General features: G+C 64.6%; 27 protein-coding genes and 2 tRNA genes. 10 read left to right on the top strand and 19 right to left on the bottom strand.

Annotation, left to right across the window (positions count from 1 at the left end; translation table 11 throughout):
- Window position 1 precedes the first annotated feature (1 nt).
- Both BLW48_RS19830 and hemP read left to right on the top strand, forming a co-directional pair.
- Window positions 2–415 (top strand): ExbD/TolR family protein, encoded by a 414-nt coding sequence (locus tag BLW48_RS19830; protein WP_007830740.1) that lies wholly within the window; start codon window positions 2–4, stop codon window positions 413–415.
- Window positions 416–510: 95 nt separating this feature from the next.
- The gene (gene hemP, locus BLW48_RS19825; RefSeq protein ID WP_093051151.1) at window positions 511–723 is read left to right on the top strand and encodes a hemin uptake protein HemP; all 213 of its coding nucleotides are present in this window, start codon (window positions 511–513) and stop codon (window positions 721–723) included.
- A 182-nt stretch (window positions 724–905) separates the two neighbouring features.
- Here hemP and BLW48_RS19820 read toward each other — a convergent pair whose 3' ends face one another.
- Complete coding sequence (locus BLW48_RS19820; RefSeq protein WP_093177064.1) at window positions 906–1,313, bottom strand: GlcG/HbpS family heme-binding protein; 408 nt, start codon at window positions 1,311–1,313, stop codon at window positions 906–908.
- A gap of 164 nt (window positions 1,314–1,477) precedes the next feature.
- Between BLW48_RS19820 and BLW48_RS19815 the strand changes: the two genes are divergently transcribed.
- Window positions 1,478–2,179, top strand: a complete 702-nt coding sequence (locus BLW48_RS19815) for a Bax inhibitor-1/YccA family protein (protein ID WP_093077694.1) — start codon at window positions 1,478–1,480, stop codon at window positions 2,177–2,179.
- A 60-nt stretch (window positions 2,180–2,239) separates the two neighbouring features.
- Here the strand turns inward: BLW48_RS19815 and rlmD are convergent, their stop codons facing one another.
- Genes rlmD through surE form a run of 5 tightly spaced genes read right to left on the bottom strand, consistent with a single transcriptional unit; the run spans window position 2,240 to window position 7,220 of the window.
- Entirely contained in the window at window positions 2,240–3,676 is a 1,437-nt protein-coding gene (gene rlmD / locus BLW48_RS19810; RefSeq protein WP_093177063.1) for a 23S rRNA (uracil(1939)-C(5))-methyltransferase RlmD, read from the bottom strand.
- Window positions 3,677–3,706: 30 nt separating this feature from the next.
- Entirely contained in the window at window positions 3,707–4,756 is a 1,050-nt protein-coding gene (locus BLW48_RS19805) for a sigma-70 family RNA polymerase sigma factor (RefSeq protein ID WP_093177061.1), read from the bottom strand.
- 4 nt (window positions 4,757–4,760) lie between these two features.
- Complete coding sequence (locus tag BLW48_RS19800; RefSeq protein WP_093051166.1) at window positions 4,761–5,675, bottom strand: peptidoglycan DD-metalloendopeptidase family protein; 915 nt, start codon at window positions 5,673–5,675, stop codon at window positions 4,761–4,763.
- A gap of 11 nt (window positions 5,676–5,686) precedes the next feature.
- Window positions 5,687–6,460 carry a protein-L-isoaspartate(D-aspartate) O-methyltransferase gene (locus tag BLW48_RS19795; protein ID WP_093177060.1) on the bottom strand — a complete coding sequence of 258 codons (774 nt, stop codon included), beginning with the start codon at window positions 6,458–6,460 and terminating at the stop codon, window positions 5,687–5,689.
- Between the two features lies 1 nt (window position 6,461).
- Window positions 6,462–7,220, bottom strand: coding sequence for a 5'/3'-nucleotidase SurE (gene surE / locus BLW48_RS19790; protein WP_093177058.1), 759 nt, complete (start codon window positions 7,218–7,220; stop codon window positions 6,462–6,464).
- 128 nt (window positions 7,221–7,348) lie between these two features.
- Here surE and BLW48_RS19785 point away from each other — a divergent pair, with 128 nt between their 5' ends.
- Window positions 7,349–8,335, top strand: coding sequence for an NADPH:quinone oxidoreductase family protein (locus BLW48_RS19785; protein WP_093051175.1), 987 nt, complete (start codon window positions 7,349–7,351; stop codon window positions 8,333–8,335).
- 84 nt (window positions 8,336–8,419) lie between these two features.
- Here the strand turns inward: BLW48_RS19785 and BLW48_RS19780 are convergent, their stop codons facing one another.
- The 3 genes from BLW48_RS19780 to BLW48_RS19770 all read right to left on the bottom strand — a co-directional run bounded on the left by BLW48_RS19780 (window position 8,420) and on the right by BLW48_RS19770 (window position 9,842).
- Window positions 8,420–8,764, bottom strand: coding sequence for an H-NS histone family protein (locus BLW48_RS19780; protein WP_093051178.1), 345 nt, complete (start codon window positions 8,762–8,764; stop codon window positions 8,420–8,422).
- Window positions 8,765–9,055: 291 nt separating this feature from the next.
- Window positions 9,056–9,131, bottom strand: a tRNA-His gene (locus tag BLW48_RS19775).
- A gap of 78 nt (window positions 9,132–9,209) precedes the next feature.
- A complete protein-coding gene (locus tag BLW48_RS19770; protein ID WP_093177057.1) occupies window positions 9,210–9,842 on the bottom strand; it encodes a YbhB/YbcL family Raf kinase inhibitor-like protein in 633 nt (210 codons plus the stop codon).
- Window positions 9,843–10,050: 208 nt separating this feature from the next.
- On the opposite strand from BLW48_RS19770, the gene BLW48_RS19765 reads away from it, so the two are divergent.
- Both BLW48_RS19765 and BLW48_RS19760 read left to right on the top strand, forming a co-directional pair.
- Window positions 10,051–10,299: a GlsB/YeaQ/YmgE family stress response membrane protein gene (locus tag BLW48_RS19765; RefSeq protein WP_007830716.1), complete on the top strand. Its 249-nt coding sequence runs from the start codon at window positions 10,051–10,053 to the stop codon at window positions 10,297–10,299.
- A gap of 43 nt (window positions 10,300–10,342) precedes the next feature.
- The gene (locus tag BLW48_RS19760) at window positions 10,343–10,675 is read left to right on the top strand and encodes a hypothetical protein (RefSeq protein ID WP_093051185.1); all 333 of its coding nucleotides are present in this window, start codon (window positions 10,343–10,345) and stop codon (window positions 10,673–10,675) included.
- 12 nt (window positions 10,676–10,687) lie between these two features.
- Here BLW48_RS19760 and BLW48_RS19755 read toward each other — a convergent pair whose 3' ends face one another.
- The 6 genes from BLW48_RS19755 to BLW48_RS19730 form a co-directional block, all read right to left on the bottom strand.
- A complete protein-coding gene (locus tag BLW48_RS19755) occupies window positions 10,688–11,362 on the bottom strand; it encodes a histidine phosphatase family protein (protein ID WP_093177055.1) in 675 nt (224 codons plus the stop codon).
- Window positions 11,363–11,483: 121 nt separating this feature from the next.
- Entirely contained in the window at window positions 11,484–13,403 is a 1,920-nt protein-coding gene (locus BLW48_RS19750) for a SurA N-terminal domain-containing protein (protein WP_093177053.1), read from the bottom strand.
- 77 nt (window positions 13,404–13,480) lie between these two features.
- A tRNA-Val gene (locus tag BLW48_RS19745) sits at window positions 13,481–13,556 on the bottom strand.
- A gap of 29 nt (window positions 13,557–13,585) precedes the next feature.
- On the bottom strand, window positions 13,586–13,858 hold the full coding sequence (locus tag BLW48_RS19740; protein WP_007830705.1) for an HU family DNA-binding protein: 273 nt from the start codon (window positions 13,856–13,858) through the stop codon (window positions 13,586–13,588).
- Window positions 13,859–14,068: 210 nt separating this feature from the next.
- Window positions 14,069–15,154 (bottom strand): tartrate dehydrogenase, encoded by a 1,086-nt coding sequence (locus tag BLW48_RS19735; protein WP_093177052.1) that lies wholly within the window; start codon window positions 15,152–15,154, stop codon window positions 14,069–14,071.
- Window positions 15,151–16,101, bottom strand: coding sequence for an alpha/beta fold hydrolase (locus BLW48_RS19730; protein WP_371127559.1), 951 nt, complete (start codon window positions 16,099–16,101; stop codon window positions 15,151–15,153). The genes BLW48_RS19735 and BLW48_RS19730 overlap by 4 nt, the downstream gene beginning before the upstream one ends.
- 38 nt (window positions 16,102–16,139) lie before the next feature.
- On the opposite strand from BLW48_RS19730, the gene BLW48_RS19725 reads away from it, so the two are divergent.
- Complete coding sequence (locus BLW48_RS19725; protein ID WP_093051196.1) at window positions 16,140–17,099, top strand: LysR substrate-binding domain-containing protein; 960 nt, start codon at window positions 16,140–16,142, stop codon at window positions 17,097–17,099.
- 12 nt (window positions 17,100–17,111) lie between these two features.
- Here BLW48_RS19725 and BLW48_RS19720 read toward each other — a convergent pair whose 3' ends face one another.
- From BLW48_RS19720 to uvrC, 3 genes are read right to left on the bottom strand one after another with little or no spacing between them, the layout of a single operon-like run.
- Window positions 17,112–17,999: a DMT family transporter gene (locus tag BLW48_RS19720; RefSeq protein ID WP_093177050.1), complete on the bottom strand. Its 888-nt coding sequence runs from the start codon at window positions 17,997–17,999 to the stop codon at window positions 17,112–17,114.
- Window positions 17,996–18,562: a CDP-diacylglycerol--glycerol-3-phosphate 3-phosphatidyltransferase gene (gene pgsA / locus BLW48_RS19715; RefSeq protein WP_093051202.1), complete on the bottom strand. Its 567-nt coding sequence runs from the start codon at window positions 18,560–18,562 to the stop codon at window positions 17,996–17,998. Before pgsA ends, BLW48_RS19720 begins: the two co-directional genes overlap by 4 nt.
- Window positions 18,563–18,610: 48 nt before the next feature.
- Window positions 18,611–20,575 (bottom strand): excinuclease ABC subunit UvrC, encoded by a 1,965-nt coding sequence (gene uvrC / locus BLW48_RS19710; protein WP_093177049.1) that lies wholly within the window; start codon window positions 20,573–20,575, stop codon window positions 18,611–18,613.
- A gap of 142 nt (window positions 20,576–20,717) precedes the next feature.
- On the opposite strand from uvrC, the gene ggt reads away from it, so the two are divergent.
- Entirely contained in the window at window positions 20,718–22,760 is a 2,043-nt protein-coding gene (ggt, locus tag BLW48_RS19705) for a gamma-glutamyltransferase (protein WP_093177047.1), read from the top strand.
- Window positions 22,761–22,781: 21 nt separating this feature from the next.
- Here the strand turns inward: ggt and BLW48_RS19700 are convergent, their stop codons facing one another.
- Window positions 22,782–24,224 carry a M20/M25/M40 family metallo-hydrolase gene (locus BLW48_RS19700; protein WP_093051210.1) on the bottom strand — a complete coding sequence of 481 codons (1,443 nt, stop codon included), beginning with the start codon at window positions 24,222–24,224 and terminating at the stop codon, window positions 22,782–22,784.
- Window positions 24,225–24,310: 86 nt separating this feature from the next.
- On the opposite strand from BLW48_RS19700, the gene earP reads away from it, so the two are divergent.
- Entirely contained in the window at window positions 24,311–25,399 is a 1,089-nt protein-coding gene (gene earP, locus BLW48_RS19695) for an elongation factor P maturation arginine rhamnosyltransferase EarP (RefSeq protein WP_093177046.1), read from the top strand.
- 171 nt (window positions 25,400–25,570) lie between these two features.
- Window positions 25,571–26,125: an elongation factor P gene (gene efp / locus BLW48_RS19690; RefSeq protein ID WP_007830687.1), complete on the top strand. Its 555-nt coding sequence runs from the start codon at window positions 25,571–25,573 to the stop codon at window positions 26,123–26,125.
- Window positions 26,126–26,241 lie beyond the last annotated feature (116 nt).

Here is a 26,241-nt window from a genome sequence, read left to right as displayed (position 1 = left end):
CATGGCTTTCGGAACGCAAGACGAACCCGATGAGGTGATGAACGAGATCAACATGACGCCGCTGGTCGACGTCATGCTGGTGCTCCTCATCATCTTCATCATCACCGTGCCGGTGATGAAGCACGCAGTCAACATCGACCTGCCGCGCGCTTCCAGCGAGCCAGAGCAGCCCAAACCGCAGAACATCCTGTTCAGCGTCACGGCTGACGGTTCCTACTACTGGAACGAACAGAAGATTGATGACAGCGAGTTGCCCAACCGCCTCGCCGCCGAAGCCGCCAAGGAACCGCAGCCCGAGCTGCACATCCGCGGCGACAAGGCCGTGCGTTACGAGCGCGTGGCCAAGGCGATGTCGGAAGCCCGTGAAGCCGGTGTGCGCAAGATCGGCTTCATCACAGAGCCTGAAGCGAAGTGATCTGAAATCGCAAGCCAAAAAAAATTGATCGCGACGATTGACTTTTTATTGCGAATCATTATCATTCACTCATCGCTTCGATAAGGGAACTCCAGATGCCAGCCACACCGAATGCCTTTTCTGTCCTGAACCATCCTTCGCTCGACCAGTCGGGTGGCGGCCATGCGTCCATCCAGGCAACGCGTCCAGTGCCGATGGTTGAAAGCACGGAGCTTCTGAAAGGAAGCAAGACTGTGGGCATCATGCACAACGGTTCTCTCTACCGGCTTCAAGCCACCAAACTCGGCAAGCTGATCCTGACCAAGTAAGTCGTCCAGCCCGCCCTTCGCGCAAGTTTCATCGTGGGGCGACTCAAGGAGATTCATCTCCGAAGGGTCGTTTTTTGCTAGCCAACGGTTCGCCGACTAGCCAAGCTTTTTTTCACGCTGAAGCAGCCCAAAAGAAAACGCCGACCTCGAAGTCGGCGTTTTGCTTTGTGCGGAAGAAAAACTCAGAGGCCGAGAGCCGCAATGCCCGCCTTGGCAATCTGGGCATCTTCATTCGACTTCACTCCGCTCACGCCAACAGCGCCGATCACCTGGCCGTCCTTGACGATCGGCACGCCGCCTTCGAGCAAGCCCTGCACTTCGGGAGCCGTCAGGAACGCCGTGCGGCCGCCGTTGATGATGTCTTCGTAGACCTTGCTTTCGCGCCGGCCCATGGCTGCCGTGTGCGCCTTGGCAGGAGCGATGTGCGAAGACAGCGCCGCGGCGCCGTCCAAGCGCTGCAGCCAGAGCAGGTTGCCGGCGTCGTCCGAGATCGCGATCGTCACCGCCCAGTTGTTCTTCAGGGCCTCGGCTTCAGCCGCTGCGGCAATGGCCTTGACGTCGGCGAGTTCGAGGAAAAATTTGGTCTTCATGATGAGCTCAGTTTGCGTGAAAACCCGACAGCATAACGGCCATGCTGCCAGGGGTGTCTTCAGGGCTTGAGAACACCCCGCATACGGTCTTTGCGACACCCCCTCTTGCAGCCCCCTAGAATGCGCCCAACTGCGTCATTGCAGCAATCACAGGAGCTCCGGCCATGAACGACCGCGTTACCACCCTAGATACTTCAACAGGCTACGGCCAGCCGCTGGCGCAGGCTGAACGCCAGCGCGTACTGCGCAACACCTACTGGCTGCTTGCACTGAGCATGCTGCCCACCGTTCTGGGCGCCTGGGTCGGCGTGAGCACCGGCATCACCCGCTCGCTCACCGGTGGCCTGGGCCTCATCGTCTTCCTTGGCGGCGCCTTCGGCTTCATGTTCGCCATCGAGAAGACCAAGAACTCCGCCGCCGGCGTGCCGGTGCTGCTGGCCTTCACCTTCTTCATGGGCCTGATGCTGTCGCGCCTGATCGCGATGGTGCTCGGCTTCAAGAATGGCTCGGAACTCATCATGACGGCCTTCGGCGGCACCGCCGGCGTGTTCCTCGTGATGGCCTCGCTGGCCACGGTCATCAAGCGCGACCTGTCGGGCATGGGCAAGTTCCTGTTCGTCGGCGCGCTGGTGCTGATGTTCGGCGCCATCATCAACGTGTTCGTTGGTTCGACCACGGGCATGCTGGTCATCTCGGTGGCTGCCATCGGTATCTTCTCTGCCTACATGCTCTATGACCTGAAGCAGATCATGGACGGCGGCGAAACCAACTACATCAGCGCCACGCTCGCGCTATACCTCGACCTATTCAACGTGTTCCAGAGTCTGCTGGCGCTGCTGGGCATCTTCGGCGGCGAGCGCGACTGAACGAACGAACAAGCGAGCGAATCGCGCTCACCAGAACAAAGGGCCCCGAGGGGCCCTTTTTCATTCCAGCTCGAAGACCGCTATCGACTCGACGTGCGCGGTGTGCGGAAACATGTTGACCACCCCCGCGAATGTGCAGCGGTAGCCCGCCTGGTGCACCAGCAAGCCGGCGTCGCGCGCGAGCGTTGAGGGATTGCAACTCACGTACACGATGCGCTTGGGCGGCGTCCAGCCATCAGTGCGCAACTCGGGCTGCTGGTGTAGGTCGGCCATGGCCTTGGCCAACGCGAACGCGCCTTCGCGCGGCGGATCGACCAGCCACTTGTCGGCGCTGCCATCTGCCACCAGCATCGCCGGCGTCATGTCGAACAAATTGCGCGCCACGAAGGTTGCAGGCGACAACGCACGGCGGGCCGAGGTTGCAGGCTGGTTTCTCTTGAAGTTGTCGGTCGCGCGCGCCACCAGCGTGTCGCTGCCCTCGATGCCCAGCACCTCGCGCGCCTTGCTCGCCAGCGGCAGGGTGAAGTTGCCGAGGCCGCAGAACCAGTCGATCACGCGCTCGTCCGACTGCACGTCGAGCAGGCGCAGCGCCTTGCCCACCAGCGCCCGATTGATGTGCGGATTGACCTGCGTGAAATCGGTGGGCTTGAACGGCATCGTGACGCCGAACTCCGGCAACCGATACGCCAGCGGCGTGCCGCCCTCTTCCAGCAGCTTCACGGTTTCCGGCCCCTTGGCCTGCAGCCACCACTGGACGCCTTCGTTGCCCGCGGCAAAAGCCTTCAACCGATCGATGTCCGCACGCGAGAGCGGCTCGAGGTGACGCAGCACCAAAGCGATCGTGCCGAGCCGCGTGGAATCGGGTGCGTCACCGCAGGCCAATTCGATCTGCGGGCATGTCTCGCGCGCATCCATCGAACCGATCAACGCGCGCAGCGGCATCAGCATCTCGCTGACCTGCTTCGGCAGCACCGGGCACACCTGCATGTCGGCCAGGTAGCGGCTCTTGCGCTCGTGAAAACCGATCAGCACCGTGCCCTTCTTGACCACATGGCGCACCGAAAGACGCGCACGGTAGCGGTAGTGCCAGGCCGGCCCTTCGAGCGGCCGCAGCAGGTTCTCGGGTTTGACCTTGCCGAGGTGCCACAGGTTGTCTTCCAGTGCGCGCTGCTTCACGGCCACCTGGGCGGCCGCGTCCAGGTGCTGCATCTTGCAACCGCCGCAGGCGCCCGTGTGCAGGCCGAAATGCGGGCAGCCCGGGCGCGCCCGCTGCGACGATTCGCGGCGGATGGTCGTGACCGTGCCCTGCTCCCAGTTGTTCTTGCGGCGATGGACATTGAACTGCACTTCCTCGAAAGGCAATGCGCCTTCGATGAACACGACCATGCCGTCGGCCTTGTGCGCCACGCCCTGCGCATCGAGGTCGAGAGACTCGACCTGCAGCCATTCTTCGCCGGGATTCGTGGGGACTTTCTTTTCTTCGATGGATTCCGTCATCCCCCGATTGTCTCAGCGTGGCCGGGCCCCCTAGAACAGCGCGTCGCGGCCCACGCCCGAACGGGCCAGTTGGCGGCGCATCTTGGCCAGCGCCTCGTTCTGGATCTGCCGTACACGCTCGCGCGTGAGGCCGAGGCGCACGCTCAGCACCTCCAGCGTTTCGGGCTCGCGGTCGTGCAGGCCATAGCGCCCCTCCAGCACCTCGCGTTCGCGCGCATCGAGGGCGTGCACCCATTGGTCGAGCAGGCGCTCCACCTCGTGCGTGTGCGCCACGCCAGTCGGACTACTCTGCTCGTCTTCAGAAGCCACGGTATCGGCCAGCGTGAAGCCCTCGTCTCCCCGGGCATCGCCCGCATCCAGCGAGCGCGGGGCCTCGGACAGGGCCAGCAGGTCGGCCACCGCCTGCACCTCGCGGCCCAGCAGCGCAGCAATGTCTTCCACGCGCACGCCGTCGGGCCGGTGCGCAAGGAATTCGGCGTCGCCTTCGAGGGTGCGGCGAGCCCTCAGAACTTGCTGCAGTTCGCGCACCACATGCACCGGCAGCCGGATCGCACGCGCCTGCGTCATGACGGCGCGCTCGACAGACTGGCGGATCCACCAGGTCGCATACGTGGAAAAGCGAAAGCCGCGTTCGGGCTCGAACTTGGTGATGGCGTGCATCAGGCCAAGATTGCCCTCTTCGATGAGATCGGACAGCGGCACGCCCCGGCCCAGGTAGCTCTTGGCGATGTTGACCACGAGCCGCAAGTTGTGCTCGATCATCGATTGGCGCGCGGCGAAGTCGCCAGCCCGCGCGGCGCATGCAGTCTGGTATTCCTGCGCGGGCGTGAAGAGCTCGGTGCGCCGGACCTGGCGCAGGTAGATGGTCAGCGCATCCGCGCCCTCACCGCCAATCAGTTCGCTCGCGACGCCATTGGGCAGCGCGGTGTCTGTCGACGACGGATCTACGCCTTCTTCTTGGGGACCAGCGCTCTCGCTGGTGAGCTCACGCTGACCCTTGCTGGAAGATGGGCTGCTGCCGCCCCTGCCCGCCGACCCGCGCACAGGCAACAGCGTGCGGCGGGGGCGGGAGGCAGCCATGGCATCACCGGCCGGGCAGGTAGCGCGAAGGATCGACGGGCTTGCCCTGGCGGCGAATCTCGAAATGCAACTTCACGCGATCAGCATCGCTGTTGCCCATCTCGGCGATCTTCTGGCCCTTCTGAACCGACTGGTCTTCCTTCACGAGCAGCGTCTGGTTGTGCGCATACGCCGTGAGGTAGGTGTTGTTGTGCTTCAGGATGATCAGGTTGCCATAGCCGCGCAGACCTGCACCCGCATAGACCACACGACCGTCGGCGGCGGCCAGCACGGGGTCGCCCGCCTTGCCGCTGATGTCGTAGCCCTTGTTCTTGGCTTCGTCGAAACCCGCGATCAGCGAACCGCTGGCGGGCCAGATCCAGCCGAGGTCTTCATCACCCGAGTTGCCGCTGCCAGGACTGGCTGGGGAAGCCGTAACCGGGGCCGGTGGCTTGCTCGCACCGCTGGCAGGCGTCGTGGGCACCACCGCAGGCTGCGGCGTCACAGGCTTCGTGACCGCACCCTCGGAAGAAGTGGCCGGAGGCGTCGCGGGCGCGGCCGCAACAGCCGTTCCCGAACCAACTGGCGGAATCACGCGCAGCACCTGGCCGACTTCGATCAGGTCTGGGTTATCGATGTTGTTCCAGCGAACGATGTCCTGCCAGCGCTGGCCGGTTTCATTGCCGATACGGCGGATCGTGTCGCCCGGGCGCACAGCGTAGTAGCCAGGCTTGCCATAGTTTTCGATACCGGCGAGTGGCTTGCCGTTGGCATCTGTGGTGATGGGCGGGCCGCCAGGCACTGCTGCGCCTGGCGCGCGCGTCATGGTGCCGCGGTCTTCGACCGGTGCCGGCCCACGCGGTGTGGAACAGCCCGCGATCACGAGCACAAAGGCCAACGTGACGCCAGCGAACCAACTCCGATTGCCAAAACCCTGCATTTGTTATTCCTTCAAGCGATACCTGATTTTAGGGGGACAAAGTGAACCGCCTCAAGAATGAGCCGCTCCAGTCCCCGTGAGGTCTTGTCGATGACGACAAGGGCTTGACCACCGCTCGCTGATTGGGTCGGCGCCACGATGCGGCCGCCCACCGCGAGCTGCGCAATCCAGGCCTCGGGCACCGCCTCGCCGCCTGCCGCGGCAATGATGCCGGCATAGGGCGCGCCCTTGGCATAGCCGATCATCCCGTCGCCCAGCATCAGGTGCACCGTGGCCAAACGGAAGTGCCGCAGGTTGGCGCGCGCTCGCTCGTGCAGGCCACGCAGGCGCTCGATGCTGTAGACCTCGGTCGCCACATGATTCAGCACGGCCGCCTGGTAACCGCAACCGGTGCCGATCTCGAGCACGCGGCCCAGTTTGTCCTGCGGCTTTCCTGCCAGTGCGGGTGCACCCATCAGCAGCTCGATCATGCGGGCCACCACGTTGGGCTTCGAAATGGTCTGTCCCAACCCGATCGGCAGGCTCGTGTCCTCGTACGCCTGATTGACCAGCGCACTGTCGACGAAACGATGCCGCTCCACGGCCCCCATCGCGCGCAGAACGCGCGGATCGGAAATTCCTTGTGCTGCAAGCCTCTGCACCATGCGCGCGCGCACGGCATCAGACGCCATCGAGGGCGTGGAGTGCACCAAGGGCTTGGCCGGCACGGCGGGCATGCGCCCACGCGTGGCGGCAGAAGCAGTAGGTGTAAGGCGAACGGGGAAACTGGGCCGCTGTGTGGCCATGTCAGTTGCCGAGACGGGCCACCGTCTCGCGCCATTGGCCGAGGTTGGCGTGGTCGGTCAGGTCGATCTGCAGCGGTGTCAGCGCGATGTGGCCGGCTGCAGTGGCATGGAAGTCGGTGCCTTCGCCGCTGTCCTTGGCGCCGCCCGCGCCGGCGATCCAATACATGGTCTCGCCGCGAGGACTGTCCTGCGTGATCACCTTCTCAGCCGCGTGGCGACGGCCGAGCCGGCAGACCTTGACGGGCTTCAACTCGTCGAAAGGCAGGTTCGGCACGTTCACGTTGAGCAGGAAAGCACCGCCGTCGAGCATGCGTTCGCGTTCGATCTGCTGCACCAGTCGACGCGCCACCTGGGCGGCCGCATCCACATGTGCCCAGCCCTTTTCGATCTGCGAGAACGCAATGGCCGGAATGCCGAACAGATAGGCCTCCATCGCCGCACCGACCGTACCTGAATAGATGGTGTCGTCGCCCATGTTGGCACCGTTGTTGATGCCGGAAACCACCAGGTCGGGCCGATAGTCGAGCAGGCCCTTGAGCGCGATGTGCACGCAGTCGGCTGGAGTGCCGGTCACATAGCGAAAGCCGTTGTGCGCCTCGCGCACGTAGAGCGGTGCCGCCAGGGTCAGCGCGTTCGACTTGGCACTGTTGTTGTGTTCGGGTGCAACCACCTCGACCTCGGCGATGTCCTTGAGCGCGTCGTACAGCGCGACGATGCCCGGCGCCTGAAAGCCATCGTCGTTGGAAATTAGTATCTTCATGGTGTCCTGGATGCGCTCAGATTGTAGGCGTCGGGTGCGTCGCAGCAGGGACAAGCCCACCCCACCGCGCCACCTATCATCGCCCGCATTCATTGGCCGAACATTACCTACCCGAAGGAGACCCGAGCATGCACGCATGGCTTTGCGAAAACCCCACCGGCGTCGACGCGCTGACCTGGAAAGAACTGCCGACACCGACACCGGGCCCGGGTCAGGTGCTGATCGAAATCAAGGCGGCGAGCCTGAATTTCCCCGATCTGCTGATCGTGCAGAACAAATACCAGATGAAGCCGCCCCTCCCCTTCGTGCCGGGCTCTGAATATGCGGGCGTCGTCCAGGCGGTCGGCGATGGTGTCACGCACCTCAAGGTCGGGCAGAACGTGGCCTGCCTTTCGGGTACGGGCGGCTTCGGCACCCATACGCTGGCGCCCGCGGCCCTGTGCATGCCACTGCCTGAAGGTTTCGGTCACGTCGATGCGGCGGCTTTCATCATGATCTATGCCACATCGTGGCATGCACTGATGGACCGCGCGCAACTCAAGGCCGGCGAAACCGTGCTGGTGCTCGGTGCGGCCGGCGGTGTGGGCACGGCGGCCATCCAGATCGCAAAGGCTGCAGGAGCCAAAGTGATCGCAGCAGCCTCCACCGACGAGAAATGCGAGCTTTGCCGTTCCATCGGCGCCGACGCGACGATCAACTACACGACGCATGCGCTGCCCAACGGTTTTCGCGACGCCATCAAGGCCGCCACCGATGGCAAAGGACCGGACGTCATTTACGACCCGGTGGGCGGTGATTTTGCAGAGCCGGCCTTTCGCTCCATCGGCTGGCGCGGCCGTTATTTGGTCGTCGGTTTTGCGTCCGGCCCGATTCCGTCGCTGCCATTGAATCTGACGCTGCTGAAAGGCGCTTCGCTGGTCGGCGTGTTCTGGGGCGATTTCGCCAAGCGAGAACCCAAGGCCAATGCACAGATGATGGCGGAATTGGCGCACTGGTACGGTCAGGGAAAGATCAAGCCAGTGATCGACAGCACGATGCCGATGGCGGAATTGAAGGCCGCATACGCCCACATGGGTTCGCGCGGCGTTAAAGGAAAACTGGTGATGGTGAACTGAGCGCGTCACCCCTCAACGCCCAATAAAAAAGCCCGCGCATGCGGGCTTTTTTATTGGGCACCTGCCCAGCGAAAACAGGGGCACTTACTTGATCTCGTAATCAGAAAGCGACTTGCCTGCGGCCAATGCCTCAGTCACCCAACGCGGCTTGCGGCCACGGCCACCAGACCAGGTTTCGCCCGTCGGGCCGCGGTATTTGGCGGCAGCCTTGGCCGGAGCGGCTCCCGCACTGCGCTTGGCCGCGCCCACACGGCCGGTAAGTTTCAGATCGGAAGCCGTCAAACCGTATTCGGCGATCTTCTTGCGCAACTCTTCAACCACGCCTGCGCGTTCCTGGTTGCGCAGGTCTTCAGCCTGCTTGCGCAATTGCGCAATCTGCTCGTCATGCTTCTTGATCTGGGAATTGATATCGGCGAGGGTCGAAGCCATTGTTGGACTCCTGAAATTGAAAACGGGTGGATTTTAATTCAGTTTACATTTGCCACAAGTACCTTACCGAGCGAAAAAAATGGCGGCGCATTGCATTAATGCAACAACTCGCAACGTAAAGCGCACCACTTTGGACGCGTTATATGCGAGTGAGATGGGGAAAAGAGTCTGCGGCGCGCAGGCAGAAGAAGAAGTTGCGGCGGCCAGAAATGGCAACGCCGGGGCAAGCCCGGCGCTGTGATCCTTTGAGTGCTATTGCGCAATAGCACAAAGGAGATATGAGATATTTTTTGGGGTGGCTGATGGGACTCGAACCCACGACGACCAGAATCACAATCTGGGACTCTACCAGCTGAGCTACAGCCACCGCAGAGCCTACGATTGTAGCGTTAAAAATCGCGGTTTTGACGGCAGCAATCAATGGCGAGGCTTGAAAGCCACATTTTCACCCGGCCGCCATTGGCCCGCCCGGGGTCACACCCTCCTGAATCTTGATCGAGCCATCAGATCTCTCGTGCGTGCCGATCAACAGTCCGCTGGCAATAGCGTGTTCGTGCAAGGCATCGACGATCTCGTCGCGGCCGGGAGTGTCTGAAAGCTCCGGAACGCTTCCAAGCGCAAACAACTGGAACGCGTATCGATGGATCCCGTGCCCAGGAGGCGGATCGGGCGGCAGCCAAGCTGCCTGCAGCGTCGAATTGCGCCCAACGTGCAATCCCGCGCCCTCATTACCCTGACTGGGAATGGCAGCCTCGGCCAGCGCCCCGCTGTCCACCGCAAGATTCACCACGATGGCATGCACCAGCGGATTCGGCGTGGGTGAATCGGCGTCTTCCACGATAAGCAGCAACGACGCCGCGCCAGCCGGCAAGCCGGTCCACTGGAGCGGCGGCGATACGCCTTCTCCATCAGCGGTATAGCGCCTCGGCAGCGGCGCATGGTCCGCAAAGGCCACACTGGTGAGCGCAATGGAGGCCATCCCTTCCCGCATGCCGAGAGTGTTGAAGACGATGTTGTCCAGGCCGGCGCGCACACCCTGCAGCGCCTGGCCGATGACTTCGGGCAGTTTTTCGAGCATGCGAACGGTGTATCGCGGCGCTGGCAGCGGACCTGTAGGACGCGGCGCAGCCTCCACGTCACGAAGTCCGGCACAAATTCTCGTGTGCCTGTTCGATGTGCGTCGCCGGCACCGACACGCATATCGCTCCGCTATCATGAATGCGGCCCGCGCAGACGGGCATGGCTTCTGGCCACTTCCACCACTTCACCACCAAAGGAATTTCTTCATGAGCATCGTCTGGACTATTCTGATCGGGTTCGTCGTGGGTCTTGTGGCACGGGCCGTCAAGCCGGGCGACGACTCCGCGGGCTTCATCGTCACCACCATCATCGGCGTCGCAGGCTCGCTGATCGTCACGTACGTCGGCCAATCGCTGGGCTGGTACACCGCCGGCCAGGGCGCTGGCTTCATCGCCTCCGTGCTGGGCGCGATCGTGCTGCTCATCATCTACGGCCTGATCAAGCGCAAGAGCTGATGCGAAAAAGGGGCCGTGCCGCTCCGCGCGCACGGCCACCGTGATGCCCCGCAAACCACGCGCCAAGCATCATGTCTATGTGGTCGAACTCGACGACCGCGTATGGAACAACGGCCGCTTCAGGCGCGCCAACCCCGACTACCAACTCGGCAAGCCCTTCGTCTACGTCGGCATGACCGGCCTGGACCCCGACATCCGTTTCGACAAGCACAAGGCCGGCATCCAGGCCAACACCTTCGTGCAGGAGTTCGGCCTTCGCTTGCTGCCCGCGCTCTACGAACGCTACAACCCGATGACCTACGAGGACGCGCGCCTGATGGAGGTCGACCTCGGCATCGCGTTGCGCAAGGCCGGCTACGGCGTCTGGCAGGCCTGATGCGGCAAGCCTTCAGGAGTAGGTGATCCAGTCTTCATACGCCGGACCATCCAGGTGCGGCAGCGTGTTGTAGGTCACGAGCATGTGCCGCTTGGGCGTGAAGGCGAACTCGGTCACCGACGTATTGCGGATGCGCAGGTTGAGCTCGATCGTCGTCTCGGCGCTCGTACCGAGCACATGCCCCACCGCCGTGCTGATCGGCCCCCCGCTCGACACCACCAGTACCTTCGCACCATGGTGCTTGTCACGCACGTGGTCGAGCGCCGTCGTCACTCCAGCCAGAAAGTCGACATAGTTCGGCATGCCGACTGGCGCCGTCTTGCCCTGCATCCACGCGCTCAACCCTTCGCGCAGCAGGCGGAAGTGGTGACGGTACATCTCGGGCGAATCGGGCTTCTGCAGCTGGCCTTCGTGGATGGTGGCGATGACCGCTTCGCTGTCGTACTCGTTGAGGCCGGGCCACGGCAACACGTCGTCGCGCTCGAGACCAAGGCCCTTGGCGATGCCTTCCCACGTCTGGCGATGGCGCTTCAACGTGCCGGTGATGACGGCATCGAACTTCATGCCGCGCTCACGCCAGTACTCACCGAGGCGAACAGCTTGGCGATGTCCGAGTTCGCTCAGGTTGTCATAGTCGGCAGCGCCAAAGCTGGCCTGCCCGTGGCGCACGAGGTAGAGGGTTCCCATGCACGGGATTCTGGCAAGAAGCGAAGACGCCGCTTGTCCCTCGTGCGACCAATTCGCGCGGCCATGAAAAAAGCCCGAGCCTTTGATTGGCTCGGGCTTTGTCTGGCGACGCTCGTGTGTATCAGCGGCCCGCAGCAGTCGGCAGGGTTTCTGCCGGCTTCGGCACCAGGATCTCAGCCTTGAAGCGGTCCTTCAGCATGTTGTAGTAAGCGGCATCTTCAGCCGCGGACACGGACTGGCCGACCTGCGCCTGCTCCTGTTTTGCGAGCTCGGGTGGCGGCGGCGTACGCGGAACAATCTTGGTCACGCGGACCACGGAATAGCCCTGCGCGCCGAGGTCCACGCCCACGATCGCGGGAAGCTTGGAGCCATCCGCACGCAGCGCGGCGTCGATGACCGGCAGCGGCTGCGATTGCGCGTCGCGGCGCGACACCGTCACGGGTGCGCCGAAAGTCGCGCCGTCCGCCTTGGCGGTCCACGCGGCGAGCTTGGCCTCACCCTCGGTCTTGGCCAGCACCGCAGCGCGCTCGGTGACAAGCTGCGCACGGATCTCGTCCTTCACGTCGGCCAATGGCACCGGGTGCGCCGGCGTGTACTTCGTCACGCGGCCCGAAGCAAGCTGGCTGGGGCCGACTTCGATCGCTTCAGTGTTCTGCTTGCGATCGAGCGAGTCGGCTGCGAACAGCGCGCTCAGGAAGTTGCGGCTGGCCAGCGGACCGGTGGCGCCCGGTGCAGGCAGGCGCGCGACGTTGTCTGCCGTCTTGATCGTGAGCTTCAGCTTGTCGGCCGCCGGCTTGAGGCTCTCGGGCGACTGGTAGACGGCATCGGTGAATGCTTCGGCAGCCTTCGCGAACTCCTGGGTCGCCTGCTGCGAGCGCATGTCGTTCTCGATGGTCGCGCGTACCTGCTCGAAGGGCGGCACCTGCGCCGGTTTGATCTCGTTGAGCTGAACGATATGGAAGCCAAACTCTGACTCGACTAAGTTGCCAATTTCGCCCTTCTTGAGCGCAAATACAGCATCGTCCAATTGCTTGGCAATGAGACTCCCCTTTGGCCCCATGTCAAGCTGACCACCATTTTTCGCCGTCAGATCATCTTGCGAGTTTTTCCTGGCCAAGTCGGCGAAAGTGTTGGGCGCCTTCTTCACATCGGCCAGCAGTTGCTCGGCCTTGGCCTTGGCCTTTTCGCGGTCGGCGGCGGACATGCTGGCTGGCGCGGTGATCAGGATGTGGCTGGCGCGGCGCTCTTCCTTGGCGCCGAAGCGCGAGGCATTCTGTTCGTAATAGGTCTTGAGGTCGGCCTCGTTCACGACGACGTTCTTCTTGGCCGCCTCGAGGTCGAGCACGAGGTACTCGATGCTGGCCTGCTCGGGCGCCTGAAACTGTGCCGTGTGGTCCTTGTAGTAGGCCTCGATGTCGGCATCGCTCACCGCCACCTTCGATGCGAAGCTCTCGGGGCTGAAGCGGGCCACCTGGATTTCGCGGCTGTCGTAGAAAGCGTTGATGGTGGTGGCGGCCAGAGCAGGCGGTGTGAAGGCCGTGCCCGAAACGCCCAGCAGCACCTGCTGCGTTGCCATGTCGGAGCGCACCGACGCTTCGTACTGTTCAGGCGTGCGACCGGTCACACGCTGGAAAGCATCGCGGTCGAACTTGCCGTCGGGTGTACGGAACGCAGCCAGGCCGGTGTCCTGCGCAAACATGCGCGACAGGCGGTCTTCAGACACCGTCATGTTGGCCTTGGCAGCCGCTGCGGCCAGCACGCGGTCGCGCACCATGCGCTCCAGAGTGGCGTAGCGCAAGGCATCGGAGTCGAGCAGCGTCGGGTCGACGTTGGGCGATTGCTGGCGAATGCGATCAGTCTCAACGCGGTGCTGCTGATCCCATTCGGGCTTCGTTATGTCGTGGCCCTCGATGCGGGCTACCTTCTCGTCGCGACCGGAGCCCTGGTAGCGCTCGACACCGAAGAGCACGAACGAGGGAATGATCAGCAAGAACAAGAAAATCATGACGATCTTGTTGTACTTGCGGAAGAAATCAAACATGCTTGAACACTCTTTTTCGACGGCTGTCGGACGGCAATAAAAAAGGCGAACTTGTGGTTCGCCTTTGCATCGGGTGGTGGTGGGTGCTGAGGGGCTCGAACCCCCGACCTACGCCTTGTAAGGGCGCCGCTCTACCAACTGAGCTAAGCACCCCACCGGGAATACTTTCCGAGTCTAACGTCTTAGTTCAGCGCGTCTTTCAGCGCCTTGCCTGGACGGAACTTCGGGATCTTGGCTGCCTTGATTTTAATCGCGTCGCCGGTACGGGGATTTCGGCCGGTGCGGGCCGCGCGTTTGCCTACTGCGAAAGTGCCGAAACCGACGAGCGAAACGGAGCCGCCCTTTTTGAGCGTGGTACGAATGGCGCCGATGGTGGATTCGAGCGCACGGGTCGCTGCGGCTTTGGAAATATCGGCGTTCTTTGCGATGTGCTCAATCAGTTCGGTCTTGTTCACAAGGGCCCCTTGTAGAAAAAAAGTTGGTCGGCTTCCGTCAGCTGCGACCTGGCCGCAAACGGTGCGACTCAAGAGCCTGGCAGGCCTGACGCCTCGGCAGCGCACTGCCAGCGAGGATTACAACCACTGGTCTGCAGGGTGTCAATAAGACACAGAGCCATGCCGATCAGCGGAGCGCGCGATTTTAGGGGCCTTTCGTGAACTCCTTTTTCAAAGCGCCTCGGCGATCGCCTTGCCGAGGTCGCTGGTGCTGGCCGTCCCGCCGATGTCCGGGGTGCGTGGTGCTCCGCTTTGGGGCGCGAGCACCTTCTCGATGGTCGAAAGAATGGCGTCGTGCGCCTGCTTGTGGCCCAGAAACTCCAGCATCATCGCGCCGCACCAGATCTGCCCGATCGGGTTCGCGATGCCCTTGCCGGCGATGTCGGGCGCCGAGCCATGCACCGGTTCGAACAGCGAGGGCATGGTGCGCTCGGGGTTGAGATTGGCGCTCGGCGCGATGCCGATGGTGCCGGTGCAGGCCGGGCCCAGGTCCGACAGGATGTCGCCGAACAGGTTGCTCGCCACCACCACGTCGAAGAAGTCGGGCCGCTGCACGAAGTGCGCGGTGAGGATGTCGATGTGGAACTTGTCGAGCGTGATGCCCGGGTAGTTCTTGCCCATCTCTGCCACGCGCTCGTCCCAGTACGGCATGGTGATCGAGATGCCGTTCGACTTGGTGGCGCTGGTCAGATGCTTCTTCGGCCGCGATTGCGCGAGCTCGAACGCGAACTTCAGTACCCGGTCGACGCCCACGCGCGACATCACGGTTTCCTGCACCACGATCTCGCGCGGCGTGCCCTGGTACATGCGCCCGCCGATGCTGGAGTACTCGCCCTCGGTGTTCTCGCGCACGATGTACATGTCGATCTCGCCGGGCTCGCGCGGCGTGCCGTCGCGCCGCACCACGGGCGCGATGATGCCGGGCATCAGGCGTGCCGGACGCAGGTTGACGTATTGGTCGAACTCGCGGCGGAACATCAGCAGCGAGCCCCACAGCGACACGTGGTCGGCAATCTTCTCGGGCCAGCCGACCGCGCCGAAGAAGATGGCGTCGTGCCCGCCGATCTGGTCCTTCCAGTTGTCGGGCAGCATCTGGCCGTGCTTCTCGTAGTAGTCCCAGCTCGAGAAATCGAAGTGGTCGAACTTCAGGTCGATGCCGAATTTGCGCGCCGCGGCATCGAGCACGCGCACGCCCTCGGGCATGGTTTCCTTGCCGATGCCGTCGCCGGCGATGACTGCGATTCTGTGGGTGCTCATGGGTTGGCTCCTGCGTGTGCGTGTTGTAGAGGTAGAAAGAATGCTTGGGCCTCGGCGAGCAACTCGTCCGGAGCCTCTTCGGGAACGTAGTGGCCGCACGGCAACGCACGGCCCGACACATCGGCGGCGCGGTCGCGCCACAGCGCGAGCACGTCGAAGGCCTTGCCGACTGCACCATGCTCGCCCCACAGCACGCGCAGCGGCTGCGCCAGCTGCCGGCCGGCGGCGATGTCTTCGCGGTCGTGCACGAGGTCGATGGTGGCGGAGGCGCGATAGTCCTCGCAGATGGATTCGGCGGTGCCCGCGATGGCGGCGCAGCGCTCGTATTCGGCCAGCACCTCGGGCGCAAAAGGTGCGAGGCCGGCATGCCGCCCGCCCATCACGCTGCGCACGTAGCGCACGGGGTCGGACGCAATCAGCGCCTCGGGCAGCGGCGGTGGCTGAATCAGGAAGAACCAATGCCAGTAGGCCTTGGCAAATGCTTCGGAAGTCTGCTCGTACATCGCGAGCGTGGGTGCAATATCGAGCAGCAGCATGCGCTCGACTGCTGCGGGATGGTCCATCGCGAGCCGATGAGCCACACGCGCGCCACGGTCGTGCGCCAGCACGCCGAAGCGCTCGAAGCCGTGATGCCGCATGGCGGCGAGTGCATCGAGCGCCATCTCCCGCTTGCTGTAGACCGCGTGTTCGGCATCGGCCGCCGGCCGGCCCGAATCGCCGTAGCCGCGCAGGTCGACCGCGACCACCGTGAACCGCTCCATCAATGCCGGCGCCACGCGATGCCAGATCGCATGTGTCTGCGGATGACCGTGCAGCAGCAGCAAGGGAGCCCCGCTCCCGCCGATACGGCCGTGGATGCGCACGCCGTTGCGCTCGATGTCGAAAGTGGGAAGGGAAAGAAATGAGGCCGTCACGGGAACGATTGTGCGTTGCGCCTCCACGATCATCAAGCAACAATCAGCCAATTCATACTTTCCGATCTGGCATGAATCAACCCTCGATGGACCGCGGCGACCTCGCACTGGTACTGGCCATTCGCGACCACGGCAGCCTGGCGGGCGCGGCAGCCACGCTCGATGTCGTGCCCTCCGTCATCACCAAGCGGCTGGGCGCGCTCGAAGCCCGCCTGGGCCAGCGCCTGTTCGACCGCACCACCCGGCGGCTCAGCGTCACGGCCGAAGGCGAGGCGGTCTGCCTGCATGCGCGAACACTGCTCGATGGCTTTGCCGCACTCGAAAGCGAGCTCGGCGAACGCCAGAACGAGCTGACCGGCACAGTCCGTCTGGCCGCGACATTCGGCTTCGGCCGGCGCTGGCTCGGACCGGCGGTGGCGGCCTTTCAGGCGCGGCACCCTGCGCTGCAGATCGAGCTGATGTTGACCGAACAGTTGCCCGACCTCGGTGCCGAAGGCTACGACGGCGCGGTCTGGCTCTGGGCCGTTCAGCAGCGCCATGCGGCCGACTGGGTCTCGCGGCGCATCGCGCGCAACCAGCGCGTGCTGGCGGCATCGCCCGGCTACCTGAAGCGCCGTGGCACGCCGGCCACCGTCGAGGCACTGGCTTCGCACGATTGCCTGGTCGCCCGCGAGAACGGCGATGCCAGCCAGCGCCAGTACGCGCTCTGGACCCTGCGCCATGCGCGCGACGGCAGCACGGCGCGCGTGCGTGTTCAAGGGCCGCTGGCCAGCAACTCGGGCGAGATGGTGCGCGACTGGTGCGTGGCCGGGCACGGCGTCATGCTGCGCAGCCTGTGGGACATCGCACCGCAACTCGCGAGCGGCGAACTCGTGCGCGTGCTGCCGCAATACGCGATGGCGGAAGCCGACATCCACTGGATCGCGCCCTGGCGGCCGAAGACGCCGCGCCGCGTGCGCCTGTTGGTCGATCACCTCGTGGAGCAGTTCCGCGGCGAGCCCTGGAAGCCCGGCAAGGCCGGCGCACGTTAAGAAACCGGCCGCTCAGCGCCCGCTGCGCACCACGAGACTCACGCCCACCGCGGTGAGCGCAATGCCCAGCACTGTCACCAGCGTGATCGGCTCGGAGAACAGCAGCCATGCCATCACCGCCGTGCAGGGCGGCACCAGGTACAGCAGGCTCGTGACGGCCGTCGCCGTGCCGCGCTGGATCAGCATGTAGAGCAGCGAACTGCCGCCCAGCGACAGCGCCAGCACCGACCACGCCATCGCGCCGCCCGAGTACGCGTTCCATTCGATGCCTTGAGACTCCAGCGCAGCGAACGGCAGCGTGACCAGCAGCGCCGCCGCCATCTGCACGGCGCTGGCACTGCGCACGTCACAGGGCGCGACGAAGCGCTTCTGATAGAGCGTGCCCGCCGTGATACACAGCAGCGCCATCACCACCAGTGTCATCGTCAGCGCATTGACCTCGGCGCCCTGCCCGAGCTTGCGCGACACCACGAGCACCAGCCCCGCAAAGCCCAGCACGAGCCCGGCCCACTGCCGGCCCGAGATGCGCCCGCCGTTGAACGACATCCACACCGCCGTCAGCACCGGTTGGATGCCGACCAGCAATGCCACCAGCCCCGCGCCCATGCCGGCATGCACCGCGGCCCACACGCCGCCCAGGTAGCCCGCCTGCATCAGGATGCCCGTGACCGCCAGGTGCCCCCACTGCGCGCGCTGCTTCGGCCACTCGACCCGCGCCAGCGCGACCCACACGCCGAAGCACACCAGCGACAAGGCGAAGCGCACGGCCAGGAACTTGAGGGGTGGCGCATACGGCATGCCGTAGCGCGCGACGATGAAGCCCGTGCTCCAGATCAGCACGAAGACCGCCGGCATCGCCCGCAGCCAGCCCCCGCCGGGGGCCGTGGCCGCCGAGGTCATTTGGTGCGGGCCCGGATTTCCGGAATGGCCTTCTGCAGGTAGTACACCATCGACCAGATGGTGAGCACGGCTGAAATCCAGATCAGCCATTGCCCCCAGACACCGGTGTCGATCACCTTGAACAGGCGCCCGTCATAGAGCAGGAACGGAATGGCGATCATCTGCACGGTCGTCTTGACCTTGCCGATCATGTGGACCGCCACGCTCTTGCTGGCGCCGATCTGCGCCATCCATTCGCGCAGCGCCGAGATGGCGATCTCGCGGCCGATGATGATCAGCGCAACGAACACGTCGGCCCGGTTCAGGTGCACCAGCACCAGCAGCGAGGCGCACACCAGGAACTTGTCGGCCACCGGATCGAGAAAGGCCCCGAAGGCCGAGGTCTGATTGAGCCGGCGTGCCAGGAAGCCGTCGAGCCAGTCGGTTGCCGCGAAGACGATGAACATGACCGTGGCGATCAGGTTGCGCATCGGCTCGGCCATCGGCAGGTAGAACACACCGACGATCAAAGGGATCGCGACGATGCGCGTCCAGGTCATGATGGTCGGTAGTGTCCAGAACATCGCTTGATTGTGTCATGGCGGAAGTAACCCCCTTCGGGGGTCACGCCCTCAATGCAACGCCTTGTAGATTTCCTCCGCCAGGTCGGAGGCAATGCCCTCGACCGACGCGATGTCTTCCACGCTTGCCGCAGCCACGCCGCGGATGCCGCCGAAGCGCTGCAGCAGCCGCGCACGCCGCTTCGGCCCGATGCCCGGAATGTCTTCGAGCTGGCTGCCGCCGACGCGTACCTTCGCACGCTTGGCCCGCATGCCGGTGATGGCGAAGCGGTGCGCCTCATCGCGAATCTGGGCCACCAGCATCAGGGCAGCCGAGTCCTTGCCCAGGTAGACCTTCTCGCGGCCGTCGGCGAACACGAGTTCTTCGAGTCCGACCTTGCGGCCCTCGCCCTTCTCGACCCCAACGATCAGCGACAGCGGCAGACCCAGCTCGCCAAACACTTCGCGCGCCATCGACACCTGCCCCTTGCCGCCGTCCACCAGCACCAGGTCGGGCATGCGTGCGATCCGGGGCTTCGGCGGCGCGTCTGTGTCGTCGCTTTCGGCGTCACCCGGAGGCAAGGCATCGGTCTCGGCCGCCATGGCCTCTGCCAGCTTGCCGTAGCGACGATGCAGCACCTGGCGCATGGCCGCATAGTCGTCGCCAGGCGTGATGCCTTCGATGTTGTAGCGGCGGTACTCGCGGTTCTGCATGGTGTGGTGCTCGAACACCACGCAGGAGGCCTGCGTCGCCTCGCCCGCGGTGTGCGAGATGTCGAAGCATTCGACGCGGAAGTTGTCGAGGTCGTCCGATGCCAGCTCCAGCGCATCGACCAGCGCGCGCGTGCGCGCCTGCTGCGAGCCCTCTTCGGCCAGCAGCCGGGCCAGCTGCAGCTTGGCATTGGTCTCGGCCATTTCCAGCCAGTGCCGGCGCTGCTCGTGCGGCTGGAACACCGCCGTCACGCGCGCGCCGGCCTGCTGCGAAATCGCCTCGATCAGCTCGCGGCTCACCTGCTCGCTCAGCACCAGCGTGGCCGGCACGGGCACGTCGATGTAGTGCTGCGCGATGAAGGCCTCGAGCACCTGCACTTCGATCGGGTCTGCGGCAACGGGCGGCGCATCGTCTCCATCGTCGTCAAGTTCGCCGTGATGGATCTGCGCCGCGTCTTCCACATGCACGGGAAAGTATGGCCGGTCGCCCAGGTGCCGACCGCCGCGCACCATCGCGAGGTTCACGCAGGCCTTGCCGCCTTGCACCTTCACAGCCAGGATGTCCACGTCCTTGTCGGACGCGATCTCGATCGACTGCTGGTGCAGCACGCGCGAGATGGCCGACATCTGGTTGCGCAGTTCGGCCGCCTGCTCGAACTCGAGCTTCTCGGCGTGTGCCGTCATGCGCTGTTCGAGCTTCGAGAGCACGAGTTGCGTGTCGCCCATCAGGAAGGCTTCGGCGCTGGCCACGTCCTGCGCATAGGCCTCGGGCGCGATATAGCCGACGCACGGCCCGCTGCAGCGCTTGATCTGGTACAGCAGGCAAGGCCGCGTGCGGTTGGCATACACGGTGTCCTCGCAGGTGCGCAGGCGAAACACCTTCTGCAGCAGCTGGATTGATTCCTTCACCGCCCAGGCGGTCGGGTACGGCCCGAAGTAACGGTGCTTCTTGTCGACCGCGCCGCGGTAGTAGGCCAGCCGGGGGAACTGGTGCGACGCGATCTTGAGGTAGGGATAGCTCTTGTCGTCGCGAAACAGGATGTTGTAGCGCGGCTTGAGCGTCTTGATCAGGTTGTTTTCGAGCAGCAGCGCCTCGGCCTCGGAGCGCACCACCGTGGTTTCCATGCGCACGATCTTCGAGATCATGTGGCCGATGCGGGTGCCGCCGTGGCTCTTCTGGAAGTAGTTGGCAACCCGCTTCTTGAGGTTGCGCGCCTTGCCCACGTAGAGCACCGCGCCCGCCGCATCGAAATAGCGGTAGACGCCGGGCAGCTGCGGCAGGGCCGCGACTTCGCTTAGCAATTGATCGGAATGCACGTCTGACATGGCGGCTATTGTGGCGCGCGGCACGCGGTGCGGCGCCCGCCTGCGCGCAAACCCCGACGTTGCTGGAATGGAATGTGCTGAAGATGGCTACGGGCGCGAGGAGCGCCCGTGGTTTTTCAACATACCTACCCGGGAAATCCACATGAACAAAAACAACAGACGCGTCTGGTGGGCGCTCTCGCCCATCGCCCTCTCGCTGGGCCTGGCGGGCTGTGGTGGCGCCTCCAGAAACGACGCCCAAGACACGGCGACGATTCTTGCAACCATCGCCGCGATCAACGCGGCCAACCAGCCGCCCGCTCCCGACAACGGCTGCCTCACCTCGGCAGGCAATTCATCCGTGGTGGTCGGCTCGGGCGACGCAGGCGACCCGGCTGCACCCGAGGCGGCGTCGGGCTATGCGCCGGGCCACAAGCTGGTGTATGCCAAGACTTACATGGTGGTGGCCAACCATCCGCTCGCCACCCGCGCCGGCTGCGACGTGCTGAAGGCCGGCGGCAGCGCCGTCGATGCGGCAGTGGCCGTGCAGGCCGTGCTGGGCCTGGTCGAGCCGCAATCCAGCGGCCTGGGCGGCGGCGCCTTCATGCTCTATTACGACGCCGCGACCAAGAAAGTGCAGGCCTACGACGGCCGCGAAACCGCGCCTGCCGCCGCCAACGAGAACTACCTGCGCTACATCGACCCGACCGGTGCCGACACCACGCCGCCCCTGCCCGGCGGCGCGCGCGCCAGCGGCCGCTCCATCGGCACGCCCGGCGCGGTGCGCATGCTCGACCTCGCCTACCAGGACCACGGCAAGCTGCCGTGGAAAGACCTCTTCGGCTACGGCATCACGCTGGCTTCCGACGGCTTCCTGATCGGCGGACGCATGGCCGCCGCCATCTCGTCGTCGGCCACGAGCCTGAAGCGCGACGCCGAAGCCACGGCCTACTTCTTCAACGCCGACGGCACGCCAAAGGCGCTGGGCACGCGGCTGCAGAACCCGGCTTACGCGAAGACGCTGACCACCATCGCCACGCAGGGCGCCAACGCCTTCTACACGGGCGACGTCGCCAAGGGCATCGTCGACAAGATCGGCATCACCACCGCCGCGAACGACGGCTCGGCCATCACACCCGGCATGACCACGCTAACCGACCTGGCCAACTACAAGGCCAAGCGGCGCGACCCGGTCTGCGGCACCTACCGCGACTACTACGTGTGCAGCATGTCGCCGCCGTCCTCGGGCGGCATCGCGGTGGTGGCGAGCCTGGGCATCCTCGAGACCTTCAACATGGGCCTGTACAAGCCGACCGCCATCGACATCGAAGGCGGCAAGCCGACCGTGATGGGCGTGCACCTGGTGAGCGAGGCCGAGCGCCTGGCCTACGCCGACCGCGACAAGTACGTGGCCGACACCGGCTTCGTGCCGCTGCCGGGCGGCTCGGTCGACACGATGATCAACAAGCCCTACCTGCAGAGCCGCGCCAGCCTCATCAGCCTGACGAAGAGCATGGGCGTCGCGCAGGCCGGCAACCTGGGCGCGGTGCCGCTGGGCATCGACAAGACCGAGGAGCACGGCACCACGCACTTCACCATCGTCGACAAGCAGGGCAACGTGGTCTCGATGACCACCACGGTGGAAAGCACGCTGGGCTCGTTCCACATGACGCAGGGCTTCATGCTGAACAACCAGCTCACCGACTTCTCGGCCAATCCGAACGACACGGTCGACCCAAGCATCAAGGTGGCCAACCGCGTCGCGCCGGGCAAGCGCCCGCGCAGCACGATGGCGCCGACGCTGGTGTTCAAGAAGCAGAGCGACGGCAGCATGGGCGAATTCGTCATGGGCACCGGCTCGCCCGGCGGCGGCACCATCATCCAGTTCGTCGTGAAGACGGTGGTCGGCGCGCTCGACTGGGGCCTCGACGCACAGCAGGCCACCTCACTGGTCGACTTCGGCGCCTCCAACAGCGCGACCACCAACGTCGGCGGTGAGCATCCGAACATCGACGCGACGAACTCGGGCCTCAACGATCCGCTGGTCGCCGGCCTGATCGGGCTCGGTCACAAGGTGTCTGTATCGGCGCAGTCCAGCGGCGTGAGCACCGTCATCCGCACCAGCGTCGGTGGCAAGACGGTGCTGACCGGCGGCGCCGACCCGCGGCGCGAAGGCATCGTGCTGGGCGATACCTTCACGCCCTGAGGGTCTTGAAGGCGCCGCTTACTACTTCGCGAGTTCGCTGACCAGCCGATACAGGAACTCGCGGCCGTCGTACAGCCGCTGGATCTCGATGCGCTCGTCGAGCCCGTGCGCCCGCGCGTCGGCCGGCTCCAGGAACATGCCGGTCACGCCATACATCGGGATGCCCGCGTTGCGCATGAAGCGGCTGTCGGTGGCGCCGGTGCTCATGGCAGGCACCACGGGCACGCCCGGCCACATCTGCTGCGTGATCGACTCCACCGTCTTCACGAGGTCGCCGTTCAGCGGCGACGCGGGGCTACGCAGCGGCTTGCCCAGGTTGCGCACCACGATCTTGTCGTTGCCGATGGCCTGGGTCAGCAGGCGCTCCACTTCCTCGGGGTCGTCGTGCGGCAGGATGCGGCAGTTGACCGTGGCCTTGGCCGATTGCGGCAGCGCGTTCTCGGCGTGGCCGGCCTGCACCATCGTCGCGACGCAGGTGGTGCGGAACTGTGCGCTGTAGGCCGGGTTGGCCGACATGCGCTCGATGACTGCGGGATCGGGATTGCCGCTGCCCACCGCGCGCATGTCGTCGGCCAGCTGGCCGGTGGCGAACGGTGCGCTGCGCGCGAAGTAGGTCTTGGTGACGTCCGCAAGCTTCACCGGGAAGCTGAAATTGCCCAGGCGCTCCAGGCCCGCGGCCAGCGCATAGATCGGGTTGTTCTTCGTCGGCACCGAGCTGTGGCCGCCCACGTCGCGCGCCTCCAGCATGTAGGTGGTGTACATCTTCTCGGCCACCTGCATGCGGTGCAGGTTCGGCTTGCCGCCGCGCAGCTCGCCGCCTCCACCTTCGTTGATGCCGAACTCCGCCTGCAGCAGTTCGGGCTTGTTGTTGATGAGCCAGAAGGCGCCGTTGCTGAGCGCATCGCCGCGCTCCTCGTCGGCAGTCAGCGCGAGGATGATGTCGCGCTTGGGCTTGAAGCCCTCCTGCTTCAATTGCCCCACCACGGAGACCAGTGCCGCGGCCATCGCCTTGTCGTCGATGGCGCCGCGGGCGGTGAAATAGCCGCCGGTTTCCTGCAGCTTGAAGGGATCGGTCTTCCAGTCTTCGCGGCGGGCCTCGACCACGTCGATGTGGGCCAGCAACAGCAGCGGCTTCTTGCTGCCGTCGCCCTTGAAGCGCAGCACCAGGTTGCCCTTCTTCGGGAAGGGTTCGAAGATCTGGACGTCGCCGGGCGCAAAGCCAGCATCGACCAGGCGCTTTTCCATGGCGCGCGCGGCCACGGTGTTGTCGCCCACCGAATGGGTGGTGTTGATCTCGATCAGCTCTTTGTAGATGTCGTGAAAGCGCTGCTGCTGCGGCGTGAGCGCAGGAGCCGAAGTCTGGGCCGACGCACCGGCCATGCCGCACAAGGCCAGCGACAGGGCGAGCACGGTTCTCGCGGAACGAAAGGACAGGGGCGAGCGGCGACGGGTCTGCATCCTCATGGGTTCTCTCTCCGGTGGTGGTTGTGCCGTCAGCATAGCAAGCACGGCCGGCAGCCCAGCCACCGAAGACAGGCACACTCGCGGCCATGCAATCCAGGCAATGGGACATCTTCTGCAAGGTCATCGACAACCACGGCGACCTCGGCGTCTGCTGGCGGCTGGCCTGCCAGCTGGCAGCGATTGGTGAACGCGCGCGGCTGTGGGTCGACGACGCATCGGCACTGCTCTGGATGGCGCCCGAGGCTCGCACCGGCCGTGACGGCGTGGAGGTGATCGACTGGCTTGATCCCGCCGCACTTCAGGCGGCCGTGGCAGGGCCGGCGCCCGATGTGCTGATCGAAGCCTTCGGCTGCGAGCCGGCGCCGGAACTGATCGCCCGCTTTGCCGAAGGGCCGGGCCTTGCATGGATCAACCTCGAATACCTGTCGGCCGAGCCGTATGTGGAACGGCTTCACGGGCTGCCTTCGCCGGTGTTCAAGGGCCCTGGCGCCGGGCTGACGAAGCGCTTCTTCTATCCGGGCTTCACCCCCGCTACGGGCGGACTGCCGCGGGAACCCCATCTGATGGAACGCCGGGCGCGTTTCGACCGCACGCAGTGGCTGGCTGCACGGCAGATCCCGTGGCAGAACCACGAGCGGCTGGTGTCGCTCTTCTGCTACGAGCCGCCGGCGCTGGCCGCCCTGCTGGCCCGGCTGGCGGAAGGCCCAGAGCCCACGCGCCTGCTGGTGACGGCGGGCCGTGCCACGCAGGCAGTCCAGGCATGCTTTGCGAGCACGCCATTGCCCCACGGGCGCGGTGCGCTATCAATTTCATACCTTCCCCACCTCACGCAGCCCGATTTCGACCATCTGCTGTGGGCCTGTGACCTGAACTTCGTTCGCGGCGAAGATTCGCTGGTGCGCGCCCTCTGGGCCGGCGCGCCGCTGGTCTGGCAGATCTACCCACAGGATGACGATGCCCACCACGTCAAGCTGAATGCCTGGCTGGACTGGCTCGGCGCCCCGCCCTCGCTGCGGCTTTTTCACCACGCCTGGAACGGCTTCGGCGACAGCGCCCTGCCCGCACCGGAAACGCAGGGCCCGTGGCGCGAAACGGCCCTGGATGCCCGCAAGCGGCTGCTAGCGCAGGACGATCTGGTCACGCAACTGCGGAAACTGATCGCCCAAAAAAGCTAAAATAGTGGGCTTTGCGGATTTCGGCCCGGATCTCATCGATCCGAGATGCTCTCCGCTAAACCTGCCGCGGGACCTGTACCGCGGGGCCAGACATAGCGGCAAACGTCCAAATAATCGAGACGGTCGCCGATGGCCCCGTGCACCGAGCGGCCAACATCCAGAGACCCTGTTATGAAAATCGCTCAAGAAATCCGCGCCGGCAACGTCATCATGCACGGCAAGGACCCGATGGTCGTCCTCAAGACCGAATACAGCCGCGGCGGCCGCAACTCCGCCACCGTGCGCATGAAGATGAAGAGCCTGATCGCCAACTTCAACACCGAAGTGGTCTTCAAGGCCGACGACAAGATCGACCAGATCGTGCTCGAGAAGAAGGATTGCACCTACTCCTACTTCGCCGACCCGATGTACGTCTGCATGGACGCCGACTACAACCAGTACGAAGTCGAAGCCGAAAACATGGGCGACGCCCTGAACTACCTCGAAGACGGCATGGCTGTCGAAGTGGTGTTCTACGACGGCAAGGCCATCTCGGTCGAACTGCCGACCAGCGTCGAACGCGAAATCACCTGGACCGAACCCGCCGTCAAGGGCGATACCTCGGGCAAGGTGCTCAAGCCCGCCAAGATCGCCACCGGCTTCGAAGTGCCGGTTCCCCTCTTCGTCTCGCAAGGCGACAAGATCGAAATCGACACGCGCACCGGCGAATACCGCAAGCGCGTCTGAGTCTCGGCTTCACCGCTGACCATCACCCTCGAAAAAGGCTCCGAAAGGAGCCTTTTTTGTTTGGTGGGCATGGTGGTTGCAACGCTGCACAATCTCCAAGGTACTTCTGTCTGGTT

It is taken from the genome of Variovorax sp. YR266, from assembly GCF_900107295.1.
Classification (GTDB): Bacteria; Pseudomonadota; Gammaproteobacteria; order Burkholderiales; family Burkholderiaceae_C; genus Variovorax.
The sequence above is the reverse complement of the archived record's forward strand: the minus strand, read 5'-3'. Positions and strand labels throughout refer to the sequence as shown.

Excerpts from the sequence above, each read along its gene's own strand:
- rlmD (WP_093177063.1), bottom strand. The coding sequence starts at position 3,676 with ATGACGGAATCCATCGAAGAAAAGAAAGTCCCCACGAATCCCGGCGAA.
- BLW48_RS19760 (WP_093051185.1), top strand. The coding sequence starts at position 10,343 with ATGCCCCGCAAACCACGCGCCAAGCATCATGTCTATGTGGTCGAACTC.
- BLW48_RS19785 (WP_093051175.1), top strand. The coding sequence starts at position 7,349 with ATGCACGCATGGCTTTGCGAAAACCCCACCGGCGTCGACGCGCTGACC.
- BLW48_RS19820 (WP_093177064.1), bottom strand. The coding sequence starts at position 1,313 with ATGAAGACCAAATTTTTCCTCGAACTCGCCGACGTCAAGGCCATTGCC.
- BLW48_RS19805 (WP_093177061.1), bottom strand. The coding sequence starts at position 4,756 with ATGGCTGCCTCCCGCCCCCGCCGCACGCTGTTGCCTGTGCGCGGGTCG.
- BLW48_RS19720 (WP_093177050.1), bottom strand. The coding sequence starts at position 17,999 with ATGACCTCGGCGGCCACGGCCCCCGGCGGGGGCTGGCTGCGGGCGATG.
- BLW48_RS19780 (WP_093051178.1), bottom strand. The coding sequence starts at position 8,764 with ATGGCTTCGACCCTCGCCGATATCAATTCCCAGATCAAGAAGCATGAC.
- BLW48_RS19800 (WP_093051166.1), bottom strand. The coding sequence starts at position 5,675 with ATGCAGGGTTTTGGCAATCGGAGTTGGTTCGCTGGCGTCACGTTGGCC.
- earP (WP_093177046.1), top strand. The coding sequence starts at position 24,311 with ATGCAATCCAGGCAATGGGACATCTTCTGCAAGGTCATCGACAACCAC.
- BLW48_RS19755 (WP_093177055.1), bottom strand. The coding sequence starts at position 11,362 with ATGGGAACCCTCTACCTCGTGCGCCACGGGCAGGCCAGCTTTGGCGCT.
- BLW48_RS19750 (WP_093177053.1), bottom strand. The coding sequence starts at position 13,403 with ATGTTTGATTTCTTCCGCAAGTACAACAAGATCGTCATGATTTTCTTG.
- hemP (WP_093051151.1), top strand. The coding sequence starts at position 511 with ATGCCAGCCACACCGAATGCCTTTTCTGTCCTGAACCATCCTTCGCTC.
- efp (WP_007830687.1), top strand. The coding sequence starts at position 25,571 with ATGAAAATCGCTCAAGAAATCCGCGCCGGCAACGTCATCATGCACGGC.
- BLW48_RS19795 (WP_093177060.1), bottom strand. The coding sequence starts at position 6,460 with ATGGCCACACAGCGGCCCAGTTTCCCCGTTCGCCTTACACCTACTGCT.
- BLW48_RS19700 (WP_093051210.1), bottom strand. The coding sequence starts at position 24,224 with ATGAGGATGCAGACCCGTCGCCGCTCGCCCCTGTCCTTTCGTTCCGCG.
- BLW48_RS19725 (WP_093051196.1), top strand. The coding sequence starts at position 16,140 with ATGAATCAACCCTCGATGGACCGCGGCGACCTCGCACTGGTACTGGCC.
- surE (WP_093177058.1), bottom strand. The coding sequence starts at position 7,220 with ATGAAGATACTAATTTCCAACGACGATGGCTTTCAGGCGCCGGGCATC.
- BLW48_RS19830 (WP_007830740.1), top strand. The coding sequence starts at position 2 with ATGGCTTTCGGAACGCAAGACGAACCCGATGAGGTGATGAACGAGATC.
- pgsA (WP_093051202.1), bottom strand. The coding sequence starts at position 18,562 with ATGTTCTGGACACTACCGACCATCATGACCTGGACGCGCATCGTCGCG.
- uvrC (WP_093177049.1), bottom strand. The coding sequence starts at position 20,575 with ATGTCAGACGTGCATTCCGATCAATTGCTAAGCGAAGTCGCGGCCCTG.
- BLW48_RS19770 (WP_093177057.1), bottom strand. The coding sequence starts at position 9,842 with ATGCTCGAAAAACTGCCCGAAGTCATCGGCCAGGCGCTGCAGGGTGTG.
- ggt (WP_093177047.1), top strand. The coding sequence starts at position 20,718 with ATGAACAAAAACAACAGACGCGTCTGGTGGGCGCTCTCGCCCATCGCC.
- BLW48_RS19815 (WP_093077694.1), top strand. The coding sequence starts at position 1,478 with ATGAACGACCGCGTTACCACCCTAGATACTTCAACAGGCTACGGCCAG.
- BLW48_RS19765 (WP_007830716.1), top strand. The coding sequence starts at position 10,051 with ATGAGCATCGTCTGGACTATTCTGATCGGGTTCGTCGTGGGTCTTGTG.
- BLW48_RS19730 (WP_371127559.1), bottom strand. The coding sequence starts at position 16,101 with ATGATCGTGGAGGCGCAACGCACAATCGTTCCCGTGACGGCCTCATTT.
- BLW48_RS19735 (WP_093177052.1), bottom strand. The coding sequence starts at position 15,154 with ATGAGCACCCACAGAATCGCAGTCATCGCCGGCGACGGCATCGGCAAG.